Source organism: Zobellia sp. OII3 (assembly GCF_002211465.1).
Classification (GTDB): Bacteria; Bacteroidota; Bacteroidia; order Flavobacteriales; family Flavobacteriaceae; genus Zobellia; species Zobellia galactanivorans.
On sequence record NZ_MWRZ01000001.1, the window covers coordinates 818,733 to 836,303 of the forward strand.

Here is a 17,571-nt window from a genome sequence, read left to right on the forward strand (position 1 = left end):
TTGTAATTTTTATTTTCGATTTTATTTTTTATTTATTTTTTTTATGTAAAATATATTTTCTATTCCTACGTGCGCCTGTAGTAGTCAGTTTTTCTGATTCAACTAATCTGTAAAGACATTTTTGAACATCATCAATTTCTACGTCTTGAATATGCTGATGTATTTCTCGTTTAGAGCGTTCACCATTATATTTTAGATATTCCATAATCAAATGTTTCAATTGCTCTTTGTCTATCGTTTTTAATGATGGCTTAATATTTAGTTTAGACTGGGCAAACAAAGCAGGATTTAAAAGATATTCTGTTCCCTTTTTAATGCCCCTAGACATTAGAATATTTTTTTCCAATAGACTGCCAATCCAACTGCTTAATCTATCTTCTGTATTCAACTGTAATTTTTGGGATAACTGTGTAGATAATATTTTTTTCTCTGAAGCTATTATACCCAGAACCGTGAATTCTTTTTGGGATAGTTTAAAATGCTGTGCAACGTAATCAAGTATTTCCAAAGCCTCTTTGTTAACTACCCCAGAATAGATTGTGACCGATGTTTTATTAAAATTACTTTCAATATTCGGCAAGGGCTTTATCTCCCTGGCTAGTTTTTCATAAATTAAATCATAACCAGACCCTTCGCCTTCCATCAGCCCTAAGTCTTGCAGAGTGAGAATTAAGTGAGGGTTACGTCTTTGCCTCTCATGCAGAATATTATTTGCAGTTATACCTAACGGGAGACCACCTGGATTAGAAATCACCATCCTATCAGGATAAACTTCAATAAAAATATCCCCGGAAAGTGTATATCTCTTATGGGCAATGGCGTTGGTGAGTAATTCTCTAATAACCTCAGTAGGGTAATTCCTTATCTGTTTTCTAAAAAGACCACTAGATATCTCTGTAGAGTAATTTAATTCAACAGCTTCCTTTTCAATTTCTAACAATAATTTCTTCGGATTATGTAAATGAAAATGCCAATCCTTTTTTCGTATTTTTTCCTCTAAATCATTATAAACAATGTATTGAACGGTTATCGGATAACTTAAACGGGCCCTTTGAGATGCTTTACCCAACCAAATTGTTCCTAGATTGGTAAGATGCCCTTCTTGATTGATTAATTGATAATGCTCTAGTATTTCCTCTGTGGTTTTCTGTTTGATGAAATCAGATACTAATTTTGATTCCTGAATTTGTTCAACAAAGTATGTTACCTCGTTTATATCCGCTTGATCAAGTGTAATTTTCCCTACAGAAACCAATTCCCATTGAAATGCATTTTTTTCAGCCGCCAAATTGGTTAACTCCTCACCGGCTATTGGTACACTATTATCTGTTACCCTGACAAAAACTTTTCCACTAGATGTAGTGGCAATTGTCCTTGTAGTTGGAAAAATTGAGAATTTAAAATACTGTCCACCATTTTCATGAGTAATTATTTCTGGATTAACAAAGCCAACGGCATCGGTCATATCTCTTAACCTAGCAACCGTCTTATTCATTATTTCAGTTGATATTTTTTGATTCTCGTCTGGAGCAGCTTCTTTATCCTCAATTCCTATGACTAGCTCTCCCCCCTGGGCATTGGCAAAAGCCACGCAGGTCTCAGCAAGACTCGAAAAGTCAGCAGTTTTTCCCGTGACTTTCTTCAAACTTTTATAATCTATTTGACTGTCTTCGAACACTGCCATGACATGTATTTATTATAGTTTTTGTTCATTTTTTTCATTGTTCATGTAACATGAACATTTGGTTTTAGTGAACACCGCGTTTAAAATTTATCGAAATTGGCTACTATTTGTTTTTTCAATTTTTCTCCTTTTTCAAACTGCTCTAACAAAGCAGCCTTTAAACCCTCCATTTTTTCTTCAAAGGGGATTCCATCATCTTCTTCAGCTTCTGTACCCACATAAATGCCGGGAGTAAGTTTATAATCCTGCTTTTGTACTTCTTCTACAGTGGCTGCCTTACAGAAGCCAAGCTCATCTTTATAGGGGGCTAATGAGCGCCCTTCAAGAGCCTCGGGAACCGTTCGGTACGCATGATAGGCGTCTGCAATTTTTTTAATATCGGCATCTTCAAAAACCCGTAGTTTACGACTGGCCATTTTACCCATCTTTGCTGCATCTATAAACAATATTTCGTTCATGCGCTCGCGGTGCTCGCCATCTTTACCGTCACGATTTCTGCTAAGAATAAACAAGCAGGCAGGTATGCCAGTGGTCAAAAAAAGCTTATCGGGCATACGAACGATGCAATCGATCATGCCCTTATCTACCATATATTGCCGTACATTTTTTTCTCCTTTGGTATTGGAGGTCATGGCGCCGTTGGCCATTACAACGCCAGCCGTACCCCTGTCGTTCAGATGGTGCCAAAAAGTTTGCATCCACATATAATTGGCACTGCCATCTGTAGTGAATTCTTCCCGTGGACCAAAAAGCCTGGTGTCGTTTTCCGGCAGATCCTCAGGGTGCCAATTGCTGACATTAAAAGGAGGGTTGGCGATTACAAAATCGGCCTTTAAATCAGGGAACTTATCATCTAACAGAGAATTCCCTAATTTGATATCAAAAGAAAGATTGCGCAGCAACAGGTTCATTAAACATAAACGCAGGGTTTGAGCCGTCATTTCTTGACCGTAAATAGAAATGTCGCTCTTATTGCCGCCGTGTTCCTTAATGAATTTCAATGACTGTACGAACATACCGCCGCTACCACAGGCAGGGTCAAAGATTCTTCCTTTATAAGGTTCCAATAGTTCCACCAAAAGACGTACAATGCTTCCTGGCGTAAAGAATTGCCCCGCACCAGAACCTTCTGCCATGGCAAAACGGCCAATATAATACTCGTAGATACGGCCTAGAATGTCGCTCTCGGGGTTTTCCTTTTCCGAGAATTTAGGATGGGAGAGCAGGTTGATGATACCACCGGTTTGTTTTGCCGAAAGTTCGCTCTTTACAAATATTCTTGGTAGAAGGTTGTTCAGCTGCGGATTGTAGGCGGTAAGTAAATCTTGGATGGTATCAAAAGCGTCATCTACCTTTACCTTGATATCGTCTTGCTCCGCGTTATCCTTTAAATACTGCCAAGAAGCGGTTTTCGGTATCATAAACGTATTACGCGAACGATATTCGTCCGGGTCGCTCAATACATAGTCTTTTTCCTCATGATCGGTAGTGTAATACTCGGAACTTGGTTCGTTCAAGGTGTTTTCAAGTTCCTCTTTTACAATATCAAATCGCTCACTGAGGTGTTTTAAAAAGACCAATGGTAAAATATAATTCTTATAGTTATTCTCGGAAACCGCACCACGAAGTTCGTTGGCGGCATCCCATAGTTCTTTTTCAAAATCAATATCTGCTTTGGCCATATATAGTGTATACTGGATTTTTAAGGGGGAGTAAATAATTATAATCAAAAATAAGAAACCATATCTAAAAACAGAGAAAAGAAAAATCTAACATCTATTCTTTGTAAAACCTTTATGCAAAAGGCCCTTTTTTTCTCGCCCAAAACCTTTTACAAAAAAATAAATTATAGTTATATCTCCCTGATTGACTATTACTAAACATTTTTTCTGTTTTTAAAGTATAACAGAAGACAATGCGCAAAAAAGTATTACATCAACATAGCTAAAATCTATCACATAGGACCAATTAGAATAGAACCGAGAACTATCACAATTCCAAGAAAAGCCGTCATGCCCAACATCACATTATACTTTGTATTAAGCGATTTTTCCAGGCGGTCTAACTTATCAAGTACTTTTTCCATGTTACTTTCGGATATTTAATTTTATACTTTCTAAGATAGTGGGATTACACTGAAATTCAAAAATTCATATATAATGGTTATTTGATGCTATTGTTGATAGAAAATTTTTGAAAAGATTAAAGCTTGTGTTGTAAAAGAGTTTTTATAAGCCTTTCTACGAGAAGCATAAAGACTAAAGTAAAGTGGGGGTTTAAGCTTATAGAAAATACCTTAATGTGTTTTGTAAAAATTAACCAAATCTTGAATAGTAAGTTTACTATTCCGTCCATCCCAACCTTTCAAAATTTGTTTTTTTAATAGAGTATGTTCTTCGTTCGAATATAAAGAATGAATCAAAAGTACTTCGGAAAAAAACTTATTGGGGCTGGTGTATCTTCCGGATTCCATTTGTTCGGAGATATATTGTTTTTCCTTGTTGGTTAGTTTAATTTCCATACTTCACCTTCTTATTTTCAAACTTACCAAAATAAGGCTAGAAATAAGCTCATTTTTAAAGCCCAAGAACTAACCTTGTTTGACAGCCAAAAAAAAATGTCACCCTTTCTGCCGCCCTTAAATTAAAAAACCCCTAAAAACATAGTGTTTCTAAGGGTTTTCCGTGGTCCCACCTGGGCTCGAACCAGGGACCACCTGATTATGAGTCAGGTGCTCTAACCAACTGAGCTATAGGACCAAAAATTGGACTGCAATATTACTACTTATTTTTTGGTGGTGCAAGCTATTTTAACGGCTACTTTCGTATTTCTTGACATAATTCGATCAACACCCCGTTGCTGCTCTTCGGATGCAGAAAAGCAACCAGCTTATTGTCAGCCCCTTTCTTGGGTTTTTCGTTAATCAAGACAAAGCCCTCGCCCCTTAACCTTTCCATCTCTTTTTCAATATCGTCTACCGCAAAGGCTATATGGTGAACGCCCTCGCCCTTCCTGCTCAAAAACCGGGCGATCGGGCCCTCTGGGTCGGTGGCTTCCAACAGTTCTATCTTACTGTCGCCCGTCTTAAAAAACGAGGTGCGGACACCTTCGCTGGGCACTTCTTCGACCTTATAGTGGTCTTGGCCCAAAAGCTTCCCAAAGCGTTCATTGGCCGCCTCCAAATCGTTTACGGCTATGCCGATGTGCTCAATTTTTTCCAAATGATCGATGATTTTTGTCCCTATCGGTGTTTATCCCCCTAATTTACGCTATTTCTCCGTATTTTTGCGGTATGGAAACACAACGACAGAAAAAGATTGCGGGGGTCATACAAGAAGATATCGTAGATATTCTACAAAGGGCCGCCATTGAAGGAGGGTTAAAAGGTACGTTGATTTCGGTTACGAAAGTTTCGGTGACCACCGACCTCTCCATTGCAAAAGTATATATCAGTATTTTTCCGAACAAAGAGGCCAAGGCACTTATGGAGGGCATAAAATCAAATCAGCCCCTCATCAAGCACGAATTGGCACAGCGCACCAAGCACCAATTGCGCAGGGTGCCCGAGTTATTGTTCTTTTTAGACGATTCACTCGATTATATCGAGAACATTGAAAAATCGCTTAAGGGCGAAGAGAACCCTATTGAGAACAGAGACCTTTTGGACAAGAGAAAAAAACTATAAGGTTGAATTTTCCGTTTTACATCGCCAAGCGCTATGTGCGTTCCAAAAGCAGTCAAAATGCGGTGAACGTCATAAACTTCATTACCTTTTTGGTAACGGTTATAGGCTCGGCAGCCCTATTTATCGTGCTTTCGGGATTTGCGGGACTCAAATCGTTCAGCCTTTCGTTCAGCAATACCTTTGACCCCGACCTAAAAGCCTTGCCCGCAACGGGCAAATTCTTTAGCGTTTCCCCCGAACAGGAAGCAGAACTTGCCCAGATCGAAGGCCTTGCCTTCTATTCTAAGGAACTGGAGGAAAAGGTATACCTCAAACATCGCGAAAAGGGCCATATTGCCTTTATCAAGGGCATTGACACCAATTACACCCATGTTACGGGTATTGACAGCACGCTTTTGTACGGTACTTGGCGGATCAATAGCCAAGAAGCCGTGGCCGGTATCGGCATCACCAACATTCTCGGGCTTACCATCAACCAGTACCAAAACCCCTTGGTGGTACTTGCCCTTAAGCCGGGCAAGGGCTCCCTCACCCAAAAATCGCTAAAAACAAAGGCCTTGGTGCTCAGTGGGGTATACTCCGTTGAGGAAAACTTAGATAAAAAATACGTTTTTGCCGATCTGCCTTCGGTACAGCAACTGTTGGAAAAGAAAGCCAACCAGGTATCGGGCGTCAACTTTAAAGTGCAAAATGTAACGCAATTGGGCGCGGTAAAAAGCAAAATTGCCGCGGTTTTCGGAAACAAAGTGGTCTTAAAAGACCGACAAGAGCTCAATAGCACCTTGCACCGCATGCTCAATACCGAAAACTTGGCCACCTATCTCATCTTTACCCTGGTCTTGGGCATTGCCCTGTTCAATGTCGTCGGCGCCATTATTATGATGATCTTAGATAAGCTGCAAAACCTAAAAACCCTATACAGCCTGGGCACGACCCTCAAGGAACTGCGTCGCATCTATTTTATGCAGGGCGTGTTGGTTACGGGCTTGGGCGGATTTATAGGTGTGGTCTTCGCTTCACTGCTGATCTGGTCGCAACTGGCTTTTGGATGGCTGAAAATAACGCCTTCCCTTGCCTATCCCGTAGAATACCAATGGATCAATGTTCTGATCGTGTTCGGTACCATATTCATTTTGGGAATCATCGCCTCTAAAATTGCGAGTAGCCGGATTACCAAAAAAATGATCGCGATTTAATCTTCCTTGGTTTAGGAAGTAAACTGGTAGTCGCCAAATTTCTCAAGCACCTCGTCAAAGGCCGAAAATACATCGACGGAATCGTCGCTGGTGACCATCTTCATACGGTATTCCTTAAAGTTGGGAATGCCTTTAAAGTAATTGGTATAATGCCTTCGGGTTTCAAAGACCCCTAGTTTTTCGCCCTTCCAGTCGATGGCCATTTGCAAATGGCGGCGGGCGGCGTCTACACGTTCTTGCATGCTGGGGGGCGCCTTGTGGCTTCCGGTTTTGAAATAGTGCTTTACCTCATCGAAAAACCAGGGGTAACCAATGCTGGCACGGCCGATCATGGCACCATCAAGTCCATATTCGTCACGCATTCGCATTGCGGCCTCGGGCGAATCTACATCGCCGTTTCCAAACACGGGAATATGCATACGCTGGTTGTTCTTTACCTCGGCAATGGGCTTCCAGTCGGCCTCGCCCTTATACATCTGCACCCGGGTCCTACCATGAATGGCTATGGCCTTGCAGCCAACGTCTTGCAAACGCTCGGCCACCTCCACTATTTTAATGGAATCATGGTCCCATCCCAAGCGGGTCTTTACCGTAATGGGCAAATTGGTGCGCTCCACCATGGCCTTGGTGAGCGATACCATAAGGTCTATATCTTTTAAAATACCGGCACCGGCACCCTTGCTGACCACCTTTTTCACCGGACAGCCAAAATTGATATCGATGATATCCGGCTTCGATTGCTCTACAATATCTACCGATTGCAGCATAGAGTCTAGATTGGCCCCGAAAATCTGAATGCCAACGGGCCTTTCCTTTTCATAGATATCCAACTTCATTACACTTTTCGCGGCATCGCGAATCAATCCTTCCGAAGAAATAAACTCGGTATACACCACGTCGGCACCCTGCTCTTTACAGAGGGCACGAAAGGGTGGGTCGCTTACATCTTCCATAGGGGCAAGAAGCAACGGAAAATCAGGCAATTGAATGTCTCCTATTTTTGGCATGGCCGCAAATTTACAACTAATCTACAAGGCATTAAAATGCAGAACATAACTATCTTTACCCCGTTCTATGGATTTAACACTACCTTTTGAACCCATACTCTTCGGTATAAAATGGAATATGCACCTGATTCTCGAATATCTGGCGTTTTTCATTGCCTTTAGGTACTATGTATTTTCCCGTAAACGCAGCACCGACGCCATTTCTTCCAACAATAGGCTGACCATAATCATCGGGGCCATTTTTGGGGCCTTGCTACTTTCCAGGCTCGTGGCTTTTTTGGAAGAGCCCCTAGTTCATTACCAACAGGGGTGGATGGTACTCATGAACAACAAGACCATTATGGGCGGGCTGTTCGGAGGCCTATTGGGCGTGGAATTGGCCAAGAGGATCATCGGGGAAAAGCAATCGTCGGGAGACCTCTTTACCCTGCCTATTGTTCTTGGTATTATCATCGGTAGGATAGGATGCTTTTTAGCGGGGACCAAGGAATTTACCTATGGAAAGGAAACTTCCTTTTTTATGGGGATGGATTTGGGGGACGGACTCAGCAGGCATCCCATTGCCCTTTACGAAGTCCTTTTTCTAATCGTGCTCTTCGTTTTTTTAAAACGGATAAAAACCAGGGCCCAAGCCTTGGAAAGCGGCATGCTCTTTAAAATTTTTATGATCCTTTACTTCTCTTTCCGCTTCTTTATCGAGTTCTTGAAACCCAATACATTTTTTGTTCTTGGGCTCAGCAGCATCCAAATATTATGCTTAATTTGTCTTTTGTACTACTACAAAACGATCCGTCAAGGAATTGCCTATGCCTACCAAAGATTACACCTACTATGATTTTACCCTAAGCCTTTGCCCCCAATGTTTACGGCGTGTAGATGCCAAGATCATTTTTGAGAACGACAAGGTCTATATGCTCAAAAACTGCAGGGAACACGGAAGGAGCAAAGTGCTTATTGCCGATGATATCGAATACTATAAAAACATCAGAAACTACAACAAGGCTTCCGAATACCCCAAGACCTTTAATACCAAAACGCATTATGGCTGCCCTTATGACTGTGGCCTATGCCCCGACCACGAGCAACACTCTTGCCTTACGGTAATTGAGCTCACCGATCGCTGTAACCTTACCTGCCCTACCTGTTACGCTTCGTCTTCCCCTTCCTATGGAAGGCATCGCACCTTGGAGGAAATCAAAAAAATGCTCGACGTTATCGTCAAGAACGAGGGCGAGCCCGATGTGGTACAGCTTAGCGGAGGTGAACCTAGCATCCATCCCCAATTTTTCGAAATTCTGGATTACGCCAAGACCTTGCCCATTAGACACTTGATGGTAAATACGAATGGGATTAAAATTGCCAAGGATTTTGCCTTTGCGGAGCGACTGGCGAGCTATGCCCCCGATTTTGAAATTTACCTACAGTTCGATTCGTTGGACAATGCGGTACTACAAACGCTACGGGGCGCCGATATGGCCGATATACGTTTAAAGGCCTTGGAACACCTGAACCGGCTCAACTTGTCGACCACGCTCGTCGTTACCTTACAAAAGGGATTGAACGACCATGAAATGGGCGATACCATAGATTTTGCCCTCAAACAAAAATGCGTACGCGGGGTTACTTTTCAGCCCACGCAAATTGCGGGCCGTCTAGAGAATTTTGAAGTAGATGACAACCGAATAACCCTTACCGAGGTACGGAGAAAGATTTTGGAACAATCGCCCATTTTTGAAAGCGACGACCTGATCCCCGTACCCTGCAACCCCGACGCCCTGGTCATGGCCTACGCCTTAAAATTGGGCGATGAGGTGAGTCCGCTTACCCGCTACATCAACCCTGACGATCTATTGAACGAGGGCAAGAACACCATTATCTACGAGCAAGACGAGGCGCTTCACGGAAAAATGATAGAGCTCTTCAGTACCGGTAATTCCGTTGAAAAAGCTTCGGAGAACTTAAAGAGCATCATGTGCTGTTTGCCAGAGATCGATGCCCCGGAACTCGGTTACGACAACCTCTTCCGTATTATCATCATGCAGTTTATAGACGCCCATAACTTTGATGTACGTGCCATTAAAAAATCATGTGTACACATCGTGAACAAAGACTATAAAATCATTCCTTTTGAAACGATGAACTTGTTTTATAGGGATGACAAAGTAAAGTACTTAGAACAACTACAAAACGAAACGGTATGATTACGCTTGTATTTCTAATGATAGGGCCTCCTATAATTTTCTTGATTCTGGCCATTGTAGGTTTGGCGAGCAAAAAGAAAAAAATGGCCAAGACTTTCTTTATTCTAACCGGTGTTTACCTGCTCATAAGCTTTGGTACTTGCGGAATTATGCTGAGTAATTTTAGCTTGGATACGAAGTAAGGTCGCAGATTTAGATCCGGTTGCGTTCATCAACCCTCTTAGACTTCTTGTTATCGCGTATTTTAGAGTTTCCGAACCTGTAGCGTAGACCGGTAACCAATAATCTATTTTCCCCTCTTTGCAATGAGGTTCCGTTCTGGTCTTGGTAATTTCGTGTATTGAACTGGTTGCCTTGGTTAAAGATATCCTCCACCCCTAGGGATATGCTCAGCTTCTTATTGTAAAAGGTCTTACGGAACATGAGGTTCAATGCCCCGAAGGCATCGAATTTAGAGTTGCCCGAAAGCATAGGTGCCGTATAGACCAAATTAAGGTCGGCCGTAAGGGAACGATCGCTCAAGAAGGAAAAACTATTGCTCGTTCTTACAAACCAGCTAAACTGGTCCAGTTCTACCGGCTCATTGGTACTTAAGTTGGAAAAACGGAAGGTTTCATTATAAAAACTGGCCAAGACATAGCAATTATAAAAATCGGTAAAATTTTTATTGAGCGATAAATCTATCCCGTAGGCCCATTCTTGGTCTAGGTTTGAAGAAATAAAGCGCAACAAGTTGTTATCATTGTTCTGAAAAATCAATTGTGCGAGTCCGTTTTTCTTCCTTTTATAGAACAATTCTACCGTATAGGACTTGTCATAAGTATATCCTGTGGCTATATAATATCTGGTGGAAGGCAATAGTTCTGGGTCGCCCTCAATAGTAGAAAAGGTACTTTGAAAGGTTTGAAAGGGATTGATGCTATTGTATCTGGGCCTAGAAATCTTTCTAAAGTAATACAGGTTGAGGTCGTGTTTCTCATTGGGACTAAATTGGATCGATCCGGAAGGGAACAACTGAAAATTTTTACGTTCGTTGAATTGAGGCTCCATATCCCATTCCCCTTCCGTCTGGGCGTATTCGGCACGTAGGCCCGTCTTTAACTTCCAACGGTCCCATTTGCCCGAATAGGAAACATAGGCCGCATAAATAGACTCGTCATAGTCGAAATTACTCGAGGCCGAAGGGTCAATACCCGGTTGGTCACGATCGAAGCCTTCTTGCAGAATACTGCTGTTAGAGGCTATTCCCGCATAGCGAAGGCCCGTTTCTATTTTTCCGTTATCCCCTAAAGGAGCCTCATAGTCTCCCTGAAAACTGTACAGGTTGATTTTTTGTGAGGCATCGGTAGTAAAATCGTTTTCCCCGGCCAATCCGCCTGTCGTATTGTAAAAAGCCGTATTGAGTAGTTGTGCGTCGGTCTCGTCATAAAAGGTATAGTGGGCATTGAAGGATAATTGCTCGCCATTTTCGCCCAAATCTTGAATGTAATCGATGTAATACGAGGTGTTCAGTTTTTCCCTTTCCGCATTGTTCAAGGTCTCGAAACTCGACCAACGGCTATCGCCGGTCAATTCGGTATCGGTATCGTATACTCGCGCAATCTCGGGTTCCCACAGGGTAATGCTCGTAAAACTCAACCGGCTCTTTTCGCTAATATCGTAGTCAAAAAAGAGGGAGAAATTGTGCTCTTTGTTTCGATTCAAATGTTCTTGCTCTGCCGTCCAGGTAGATAGGGAGCCATCATTTTGTGGAAAATTGGTGATATCGGTATAGTAGACCACCTTTCTGTCATGTCCAAAATTATAATTGAAGGATAATTGGGTTTTCTTCCCCTTAAAAAAATGGTCGGTGCCTATGGTATGCTTCGGCAATACGCCTTGTACGTATTTATTATAAACCGCACCGTTATAGCCTGCTATTATGTTCTTTTTCATCACAATATTGATAAGCACACTTTCTTCCGCACTGTATTTGGCCGGTGGATTGGTTATGACTTCAATATTCTCGACATTGGAAGCGGAAGTACCTGACAAGAGGTTTACGATATCGTCATGGGGAATGTTTATTTTTCGCCCGTTGATCAAGAGTCCTACCGAGTTACTGCCCTTAACGCTCAACTTATCGTTTACGATCATCACGCTAGGGGTTATTTTGAGTACATCCCAGACGTCTCCATCCGCATAGGCCGTGTTTTCCACATTAAAAACCAATCGGTCTATTTTTCTTTCCAACCTCGGTTTTTGTGAGGTGACCACCACCTCGTCCAATTTTTGATCGGTATCTTCCAACACCAATGGGGCCAACTCTTTGTCCGTATCGAGATCAAATGCCATTACATCGCTCTCGTTTCCGATATAACTGGCCTTGATCAGGTAACGGCCAGCCGTAATATTTTGTAGTTCATAGGCGCCCGCTTCATCGGTAGAAGTTCCTGTCACCAAGCTAGAATCGGTAGCACTCAACAAAAGTACGTTGGCAAAAGAAACCGCGTGATCTTCTTCGTCGTTTACAACACCCGTTATGCTTAGTTCCTGGGAATAAAGCACACCATTAAAAAAGAACATAAAAAATAAGGGACATAAAAAACGCTTCATAAAACTGTAGGATTCTTGCTCAAATCTAACAATTTTCGGTAAAATCCTACAATAAATGTAGCCTTAAAAATTACAAAGCCCTACGTAGCCTACATTAAATGTCAGCCGTAGTCCTTATTTCAGCCCCTAAATCCTTCTGACGTAAGCCTTGGCTTGTAAATGGACGAACATGAAATACAGCTCAAGCTGGGGCATTGCCCCCCAAGAGCGTAAAGGATACCCTTGAAAATCCGCGGGTTCTGCCCTGATCACATCTACAATTAGGCTTGCTTTTTCGTTATTGTACAAAACAGTACGAAAATAACGTATCTTTGCCTACTTAATGAATAAGGAGTTGCTTACCGAAATGAGCTCAGCATCAATGAAGAATATTCGAAATTTTTGTATTATCGCCCATATCGACCACGGTAAAAGTACCTTGGCCGACCGTCTTTTAGATTTCACAGGATCTGTAACTGCCCGAGAAAAAAAGGAACAGTTACTAGACAATATGGATCTAGAGCGAGAACGTGGTATCACCATTAAGAGCCACGCCATACAAATGGAATATATTTATAAAGGTGAGCAATATGTGCTCAACTTGATCGACACCCCGGGCCACGTAGATTTCTCTTATGAGGTATCGCGTTCCATTGCCGCTTGCGAAGGAGCCCTTTTGGTCGTCGATGCAGCGCAAAGTATCCAGGCCCAAACCATATCGAACCTATACTTGGCCTTAGAGAACGATTTAGAGATCATTCCCGTTCTGAACAAGGTAGACTTGCCCAGTGCCAACCCTGAAGAAGTCACCGACGACATCGTAGACCTTTTGGGCTGTACGGCAGAGGAAGTAATTCCCGCCAGTGCGAAGACCGGTATCGGTATTGAGGAAATTCTTTCCGCCATTATTGAACGTGTACCCGCTCCGAAAGGAAATGCCGATGAAGCCCTACAAGCATTGGTCTTTGACTCGGTATATAATCCTTTCCGTGGGGTAGAGACTTATTTTAGGGTTATCAACGGAGAGATCAAAAAGGGACAAAAGATAAAATTCGTAGCTACCGACAAAAGCTATTTTGCCGACGAGGTAGGTACCTTGAAATTAACACAACATCCAAAACAGTCGATAAAAACCGGGGATGTGGGCTATTTGATTACAGGTATCAAAGATGCCCGTGAAGTAAAAGTGGGCGATACCATTACCGATTCGGCCAATCCGACCAAAAACCCCATTGCAGGTTTTGAAGATGTAAAGCCCATGGTTTTTGCGGGAATCTATCCTGTTGACACCGAAGATTTCGAAGAGCTTCGTTCTTCCATGGAAAAATTACAGCTGAACGATGCCTCGTTGGTATTCGCACCCGAAAGTAGTGCGGCACTAGGTTTTGGTTTTCGTTGCGGGTTCTTGGGCATGCTCCACATGGAGATCATTCAAGAGCGTTTAGAGCGCGAATTCGATATGACGGTAATAACTACCGTACCTAACGTTAGTTACCACGCCTATACCCGAAAGGATCCCGAAAAGCCATTGATCGTAAACAACCCTTCGGACCTTCCCGACCCTTCGACCATAGATCGCGTAGAAGAACCTTATATCAAGGCTACGATTATTACCAAAGCCGATTTTGTCGGTAACGTAATGTCGCTTTGTATCGAGAAAAGGGGAATCATCACCAATCAGACCTATCTGACCACAGAACGTGTTGAACTTACCTTCGATATGCCTTTGGCCGAAATCGTCTTTGATTTTTACGATCGATTAAAGACCGTTTCAAAAGGCTATGCTTCTTTTGACTATGCCCCGATCGGTATGAGGACCTCAAAATTGGTCCGTGTAGATATTCTATTGAACGCACAGCCTGTCGATGCCCTATCGGCACTTATCCATTTTGACAATGCCCAGAACATTGGTAAAAAAATGTGCGAGAAATTAAAGGAGTTGATTCCGAGACAGCAGTTCGATATTCCTATCCAAGCTGCGATCGGTGCTAAAATTATTTCTAGGGAAACCATAAAGGCCTTACGTAAAGATGTTACCGCCAAATGTTATGGTGGGGATATTTCACGTAAGAGAAAACTGCTTGAAAAACAGAAGAAAGGTAAAAAACGTATGCGCCAAGTGGGTAACGTTGAAATACCACAACAAGCTTTTATGGCCGTTTTAAAACTGAACGACTAAAAAAAGTCCCTTACGAGTTGAACGTAAGGGACTTTTTCTTTTTATAAAGCCTCTGCCTTATTTTTTAGTGGCAACCATAGTTCCTCCTTTTTCCAATATACGTTTTCCTAAGAGTTCCCCTATGGTAAATACTTCATTGGATCGTACCGCTTCCTTATAGTCAACTTGGTAACCCTCATCGGATTTGGTCCAACTAAAGCTTGTCTCCGCATCAATTTCGCCATTCGTTGTCTTTTTAAACTCCCCGCTGTGGTCCGCTTTAAAAAGCCATATATCTTCACGGGTAGTCGTTTCGCCGCCCTGGGGAGTGGCGCTCACTTCATATACCCAAGTCCCTACGATTGCATCAGTGTCATCCTCATCTTTTGAACAACTGGTAAAGGCAACGGTACTGGCTAAAGCAAAGAATAAAACGATTTTTTTCATAGTAATATGCGTTAATATTAATAAAATTGAATTACCACAAAAACGCAAACAATTTTTAATTATTGTAAGAAAATAATACAAGTTTTTGTTTCCATAGATTCGACATAAATGGCTAAAAAAGATAATTTCTTCGTTGTCAAGTCTTTTCTTCATTCCGACAGCGGAAATTAATTTTTTTCTTACAAATACTTCTTGCACAGCACAATTTTTAAACCTGCATTCAGTTTTAGTACTGTTAAATTATTGCACATAGAAAATGACAACTTACATTGCACATTTTACGGCGGGACACCGCATTATTCCGACCGAACAGAACTCTATCTTTATTTGGCAACAAGAAAGTGGGGAAGTAGACATAACCCTACTCGTCAACAAAATAAAAAGGGAGTCGGCACTACACTTCTATAGCTTGGTCGCCGACAATTATGAAGGTGAAGTGCAACTCGACGATATCGACATTACCGTACACGAGACCTTGCCGTTTTCAGGTTAATACGGAATCATATGAAAGAATAAGGGGTTATTCTTCGTCTTGATGCTTGGTTTCGACCTCATCTTCGGTTTCGTCAACCTCTAAGATCTTTCCTAAATACACCAATCGGTATCCTCCGCTGATATCCTCAAAATCCGTACTGAACGAAGGTATGATTTTAAGGTCGCCATCAGGGGTTTTAAGAAAAATGGGCACCACATGATCGTCTGCCTTGGTAATTTCTATAAGGCCCTCATAGTGTTCCTTGTCCTTTATCTCAATCTCATGGATAATAGGGAACATGCGGGCCGTTTCGGTCAGTTTGATAAAATCGTCCGTATGTGAAAATAGCCCTTCTTTCGGATTGTTCTCCGGATCGTTCATTTCATCGGAGTCGATCAGCCTGAACGAACCGTTCTCTCCGAACTGACTGCCGAATTTTTCAACCGCATATTTGTTGATATCGGAGTTTCCGGTAAGGGCCATAAGATAGCCCACATCGTTCAGCTCGATATTATCGGTCAGGTTATCGGAATAGATATTGGCCGTAATGGCTTCTATGCCCAGCTTTTGGGCTTTCTCGATATTGGTTTGGTTGTTATCTACCAATACGACATGTCGATTGTTCTTATGCAGATAATCGGCGATCAGTCTTGATACTTTTGACGCACCGATAATTACAATGCCTTCCGATTTTTCCAAGAACACGCCCAGTAACTTCGCCATGAAGCGCGCCGTGGATGCGTTGAGCAGAACGGTACCCAAAACGATCATAAAGACCAATGGGGTAATGTAATCTGCCCCGGGCTCTCCTCTCAAGATCAATTTAGAGCCAAAAAGGGAAGCAATACCCGCAGCTACGATACCCCTAGGGCCTACCCAACTGATAAACAGCTTTTCCCTAAAGTTGAGCTTGGATCCCGCAGTACTCAAAAATACGCCCAAGGGCCTTACGACAAACACCACTATGGCAAAAAGAATAAGGGTTTTATAGTTGTACAGTAGTTCAAGTTCGGGCAAATTCATACTTGCCGAGAGCAGTATGAAAAGCATGGAAATCAACAATATACTGATAGATTCCTTAAAATAGAGCAATTCCTTAATATTGGGCAGCTGGGTATTTCCCATGACCATCCCCATGACCACCACGGCCAACAAACCGGATTCGTGTGCAAACAACTCCGAAATAACGAAAACAGAAAGCACTACGGACAAAGACACCACATTCAACAAATAATGGGGAACATAGTTCCTTTTTATGGCCAAGGTCAAGGCGTGCGCAAAGGTGAAGCCAAAGGTAAAGCCCAACAACAGTACCTTTACAAATTCCAATAGGCCGGTTTGGGTATACCCTTGTCCCTCACCGATGCTAATGAACTCAAATACCAATACCGCCACAAGGGCTCCAATGGGATCTATAAGAATACCCTCCCACTTCAATATGGCCGAAAGATCTTTCTTTAAAGGAATATTTCTAAGAATAGGGGTAATTACCGTTGGCCCGGTAACAATGATAAGGGCCGAAAACAAAAATGATATTTGCCAACTTAGCTCAAAAATAAAATGGGCGGCAGTACCTGCCAAAAAGAAGGTCACTGCACTACCTACGGTAATCAGCTTGGTAATTACGGGGCCTACCCTGGTCACCTCAGAACGTTTCAGGGTGAGTCCGCCCTCGAACAAGATAACGCCTATGGCCAAGGATACAAAATGGTAAAGGCTTTCCCCAAGAAAGAGCCCTTCCTTTTCATTCCAGATAGGGCGGATCAATTTGGTGCCGTCTTCCGTAAACAACGTAGATATGGGCCCCACCAATAGGCCTATCAGGATAAGGGGCAAAATCGCCGGTAGTTTAAATCGCCATGCTACCCACTGTGCAATAATTCCAAGGATAATTATTCCCGCTAATTCTACCATAAAAAAATTTGAAGCAAGATAAGTTTTAATATAGAAAAAATCCATCTACAGCAAAAAAAACCTTGAACCCATCTTAAAAAAGGCTCCATGCAAAATCAACAAAAGACGCTGTAAGCAAAGCCCTACAGACAACTGGCGATTATGGCCTGGAAATTATCTTTTTGGCGCTCTTGCAGGATAATTTTTAATTGGTTATTTTTTCATCTTAATTTCCTGAACCCCATAAATTT

Annotated in this window: 14 protein-coding genes and 1 tRNA gene; 7 read left to right on the top strand and 8 right to left on the bottom strand. The window is 42.2% G+C overall.

Going from position 1 to position 17,571, the window contains the following annotated elements:
* Positions 1-28: 28 nt before the first annotated feature.
* The 4 genes from B4Q04_RS03425 to mce form a co-directional block, all read right to left on the bottom strand.
* A complete protein-coding gene (locus B4Q04_RS03425) occupies positions 29-1,684 on the bottom strand; it encodes an ATP-binding protein (protein WP_088696001.1) in 1,656 nt (551 codons plus the stop codon).
* A gap of 80 nt (positions 1,685-1,764) precedes the next feature.
* Complete coding sequence (locus B4Q04_RS03430) at positions 1,765-3,366, bottom strand: type I restriction-modification system subunit M (RefSeq protein ID WP_088696002.1); 1,602 nt, start codon at positions 3,364-3,366, stop codon at positions 1,765-1,767.
* Positions 3,367-4,369: 1,003 nt separating this feature from the next.
* Positions 4,370-4,443, bottom strand: a tRNA-Ile gene (locus tag B4Q04_RS03440).
* 57 nt (positions 4,444-4,500) lie between these two features.
* A complete protein-coding gene (mce, locus tag B4Q04_RS03445; RefSeq protein ID WP_013993024.1) occupies positions 4,501-4,905 on the bottom strand; it encodes a methylmalonyl-CoA epimerase in 405 nt (134 codons plus the stop codon).
* Positions 4,906-4,976: 71 nt separating this feature from the next.
* Here mce and rbfA point away from each other — a divergent pair, with 71 nt between their 5' ends.
* Together rbfA and B4Q04_RS03455 are read left to right on the top strand one after the other, a co-directional pair.
* Complete coding sequence (gene rbfA / locus B4Q04_RS03450; RefSeq protein WP_013993025.1) at positions 4,977-5,369, top strand: 30S ribosome-binding factor RbfA; 393 nt, start codon at positions 4,977-4,979, stop codon at positions 5,367-5,369.
* A 2-nt stretch (positions 5,370-5,371) separates the two neighbouring features.
* Positions 5,372-6,565 (top strand): ABC transporter permease, encoded by a 1,194-nt coding sequence (locus B4Q04_RS03455; protein WP_088696004.1) that lies wholly within the window; start codon positions 5,372-5,374, stop codon positions 6,563-6,565.
* Positions 6,566-6,576: 11 nt separating this feature from the next.
* On the opposite strand, the gene dusB is transcribed toward B4Q04_RS03455, so the two are convergent.
* Entirely contained in the window at positions 6,577-7,572 is a 996-nt protein-coding gene (dusB, locus tag B4Q04_RS03460) for a tRNA dihydrouridine synthase DusB (protein ID WP_013993027.1), read from the bottom strand.
* Between the two features lie 67 nt (positions 7,573-7,639).
* On the opposite strand from dusB, the gene B4Q04_RS03465 reads away from it, so the two are divergent.
* The 3 genes from B4Q04_RS03465 to B4Q04_RS03475 are packed head-to-tail and all read left to right on the top strand — an operon-like array spanning position 7,640 to position 9,955.
* Positions 7,640-8,407 carry a prolipoprotein diacylglyceryl transferase gene (locus B4Q04_RS03465; RefSeq protein ID WP_088696005.1) on the top strand — a complete coding sequence of 256 codons (768 nt, stop codon included), beginning with the start codon at positions 7,640-7,642 and terminating at the stop codon, positions 8,405-8,407.
* Positions 8,379-9,773 (top strand): radical SAM protein, encoded by a 1,395-nt coding sequence (locus B4Q04_RS03470; protein WP_088696006.1) that lies wholly within the window; start codon positions 8,379-8,381, stop codon positions 9,771-9,773. The genes B4Q04_RS03465 and B4Q04_RS03470 overlap by 29 nt, the downstream gene beginning before the upstream one ends.
* Positions 9,770-9,955 (top strand): hypothetical protein, encoded by a 186-nt coding sequence (locus tag B4Q04_RS03475; protein WP_046287403.1) that lies wholly within the window; start codon positions 9,770-9,772, stop codon positions 9,953-9,955. The genes B4Q04_RS03470 and B4Q04_RS03475 overlap by 4 nt, the downstream gene beginning before the upstream one ends.
* 10 nt (positions 9,956-9,965) lie before the next feature.
* On the opposite strand, the gene B4Q04_RS03480 is transcribed toward B4Q04_RS03475, so the two are convergent.
* Positions 9,966-12,368 carry an outer membrane beta-barrel family protein gene (locus B4Q04_RS03480; protein ID WP_088696007.1) on the bottom strand — a complete coding sequence of 801 codons (2,403 nt, stop codon included), beginning with the start codon at positions 12,366-12,368 and terminating at the stop codon, positions 9,966-9,968.
* A gap of 361 nt (positions 12,369-12,729) precedes the next feature.
* Here B4Q04_RS03480 and lepA point away from each other — a divergent pair, with 361 nt between their 5' ends.
* Complete coding sequence (gene lepA, locus B4Q04_RS03485) at positions 12,730-14,526, top strand: translation elongation factor 4 (RefSeq protein WP_046287816.1); 1,797 nt, start codon at positions 12,730-12,732, stop codon at positions 14,524-14,526.
* 57 nt (positions 14,527-14,583) lie between these two features.
* On the opposite strand, the gene B4Q04_RS03490 is transcribed toward lepA, so the two are convergent.
* On the bottom strand, positions 14,584-14,952 hold the full coding sequence (locus B4Q04_RS03490) for a hypothetical protein (protein WP_123772324.1): 369 nt from the start codon (positions 14,950-14,952) through the stop codon (positions 14,584-14,586).
* A gap of 256 nt (positions 14,953-15,208) precedes the next feature.
* Here B4Q04_RS03490 and B4Q04_RS03495 point away from each other — a divergent pair, with 256 nt between their 5' ends.
* Positions 15,209-15,445, top strand: coding sequence for a hypothetical protein (locus B4Q04_RS03495; protein ID WP_013993035.1), 237 nt, complete (start codon positions 15,209-15,211; stop codon positions 15,443-15,445).
* Between the two features lie 27 nt (positions 15,446-15,472).
* Here B4Q04_RS03495 and B4Q04_RS03500 read toward each other — a convergent pair whose 3' ends face one another.
* Positions 15,473-17,341, bottom strand: a complete 1,869-nt coding sequence (locus tag B4Q04_RS03500) for a cation:proton antiporter (RefSeq protein ID WP_013993036.1) — start codon at positions 17,339-17,341, stop codon at positions 15,473-15,475.
* Positions 17,342-17,571 lie beyond the last annotated feature (230 nt).

What these genes read in the sequence shown, in the direction of transcription:
- B4Q04_RS03425 (WP_088696001.1), bottom strand. Translation starts at nt 1,684, where the DNA reads ATGGCAGTGTTCGAAGACAGTCAAATAGATTATAAAAGTTTGAAGAAA.
- B4Q04_RS03430 (WP_088696002.1), bottom strand. Translation starts at nt 3,366, where the DNA reads ATGGCCAAAGCAGATATTGATTTTGAAAAAGAACTATGGGATGCCGCC.
- rbfA (WP_013993025.1), top strand. Translation starts at nt 4,977, where the DNA reads ATGGAAACACAACGACAGAAAAAGATTGCGGGGGTCATACAAGAAGAT.
- dusB (WP_013993027.1), bottom strand. Translation starts at nt 7,572, where the DNA reads ATGCCAAAAATAGGAGACATTCAATTGCCTGATTTTCCGTTGCTTCTT.
- B4Q04_RS03465 (WP_088696005.1), top strand. Translation starts at nt 7,640, where the DNA reads ATGGATTTAACACTACCTTTTGAACCCATACTCTTCGGTATAAAATGG.
- B4Q04_RS03470 (WP_088696006.1), top strand. Translation starts at nt 8,379, where the DNA reads ATGCCTACCAAAGATTACACCTACTATGATTTTACCCTAAGCCTTTGC.
- B4Q04_RS03475 (WP_046287403.1), top strand. Translation starts at nt 9,770, where the DNA reads ATGATTACGCTTGTATTTCTAATGATAGGGCCTCCTATAATTTTCTTG.
- B4Q04_RS03480 (WP_088696007.1), bottom strand. Translation starts at nt 12,368, where the DNA reads ATGAAGCGTTTTTTATGTCCCTTATTTTTTATGTTCTTTTTTAATGGT.
- lepA (WP_046287816.1), top strand. Translation starts at nt 12,730, where the DNA reads ATGAAGAATATTCGAAATTTTTGTATTATCGCCCATATCGACCACGGT.
- B4Q04_RS03490 (WP_123772324.1), bottom strand. Translation starts at nt 14,952, where the DNA reads ATGAAAAAAATCGTTTTATTCTTTGCTTTAGCCAGTACCGTTGCCTTT.
- B4Q04_RS03495 (WP_013993035.1), top strand. Translation starts at nt 15,209, where the DNA reads ATGACAACTTACATTGCACATTTTACGGCGGGACACCGCATTATTCCG.
- B4Q04_RS03500 (WP_013993036.1), bottom strand. Translation starts at nt 17,341, where the DNA reads ATGGTAGAATTAGCGGGAATAATTATCCTTGGAATTATTGCACAGTGG.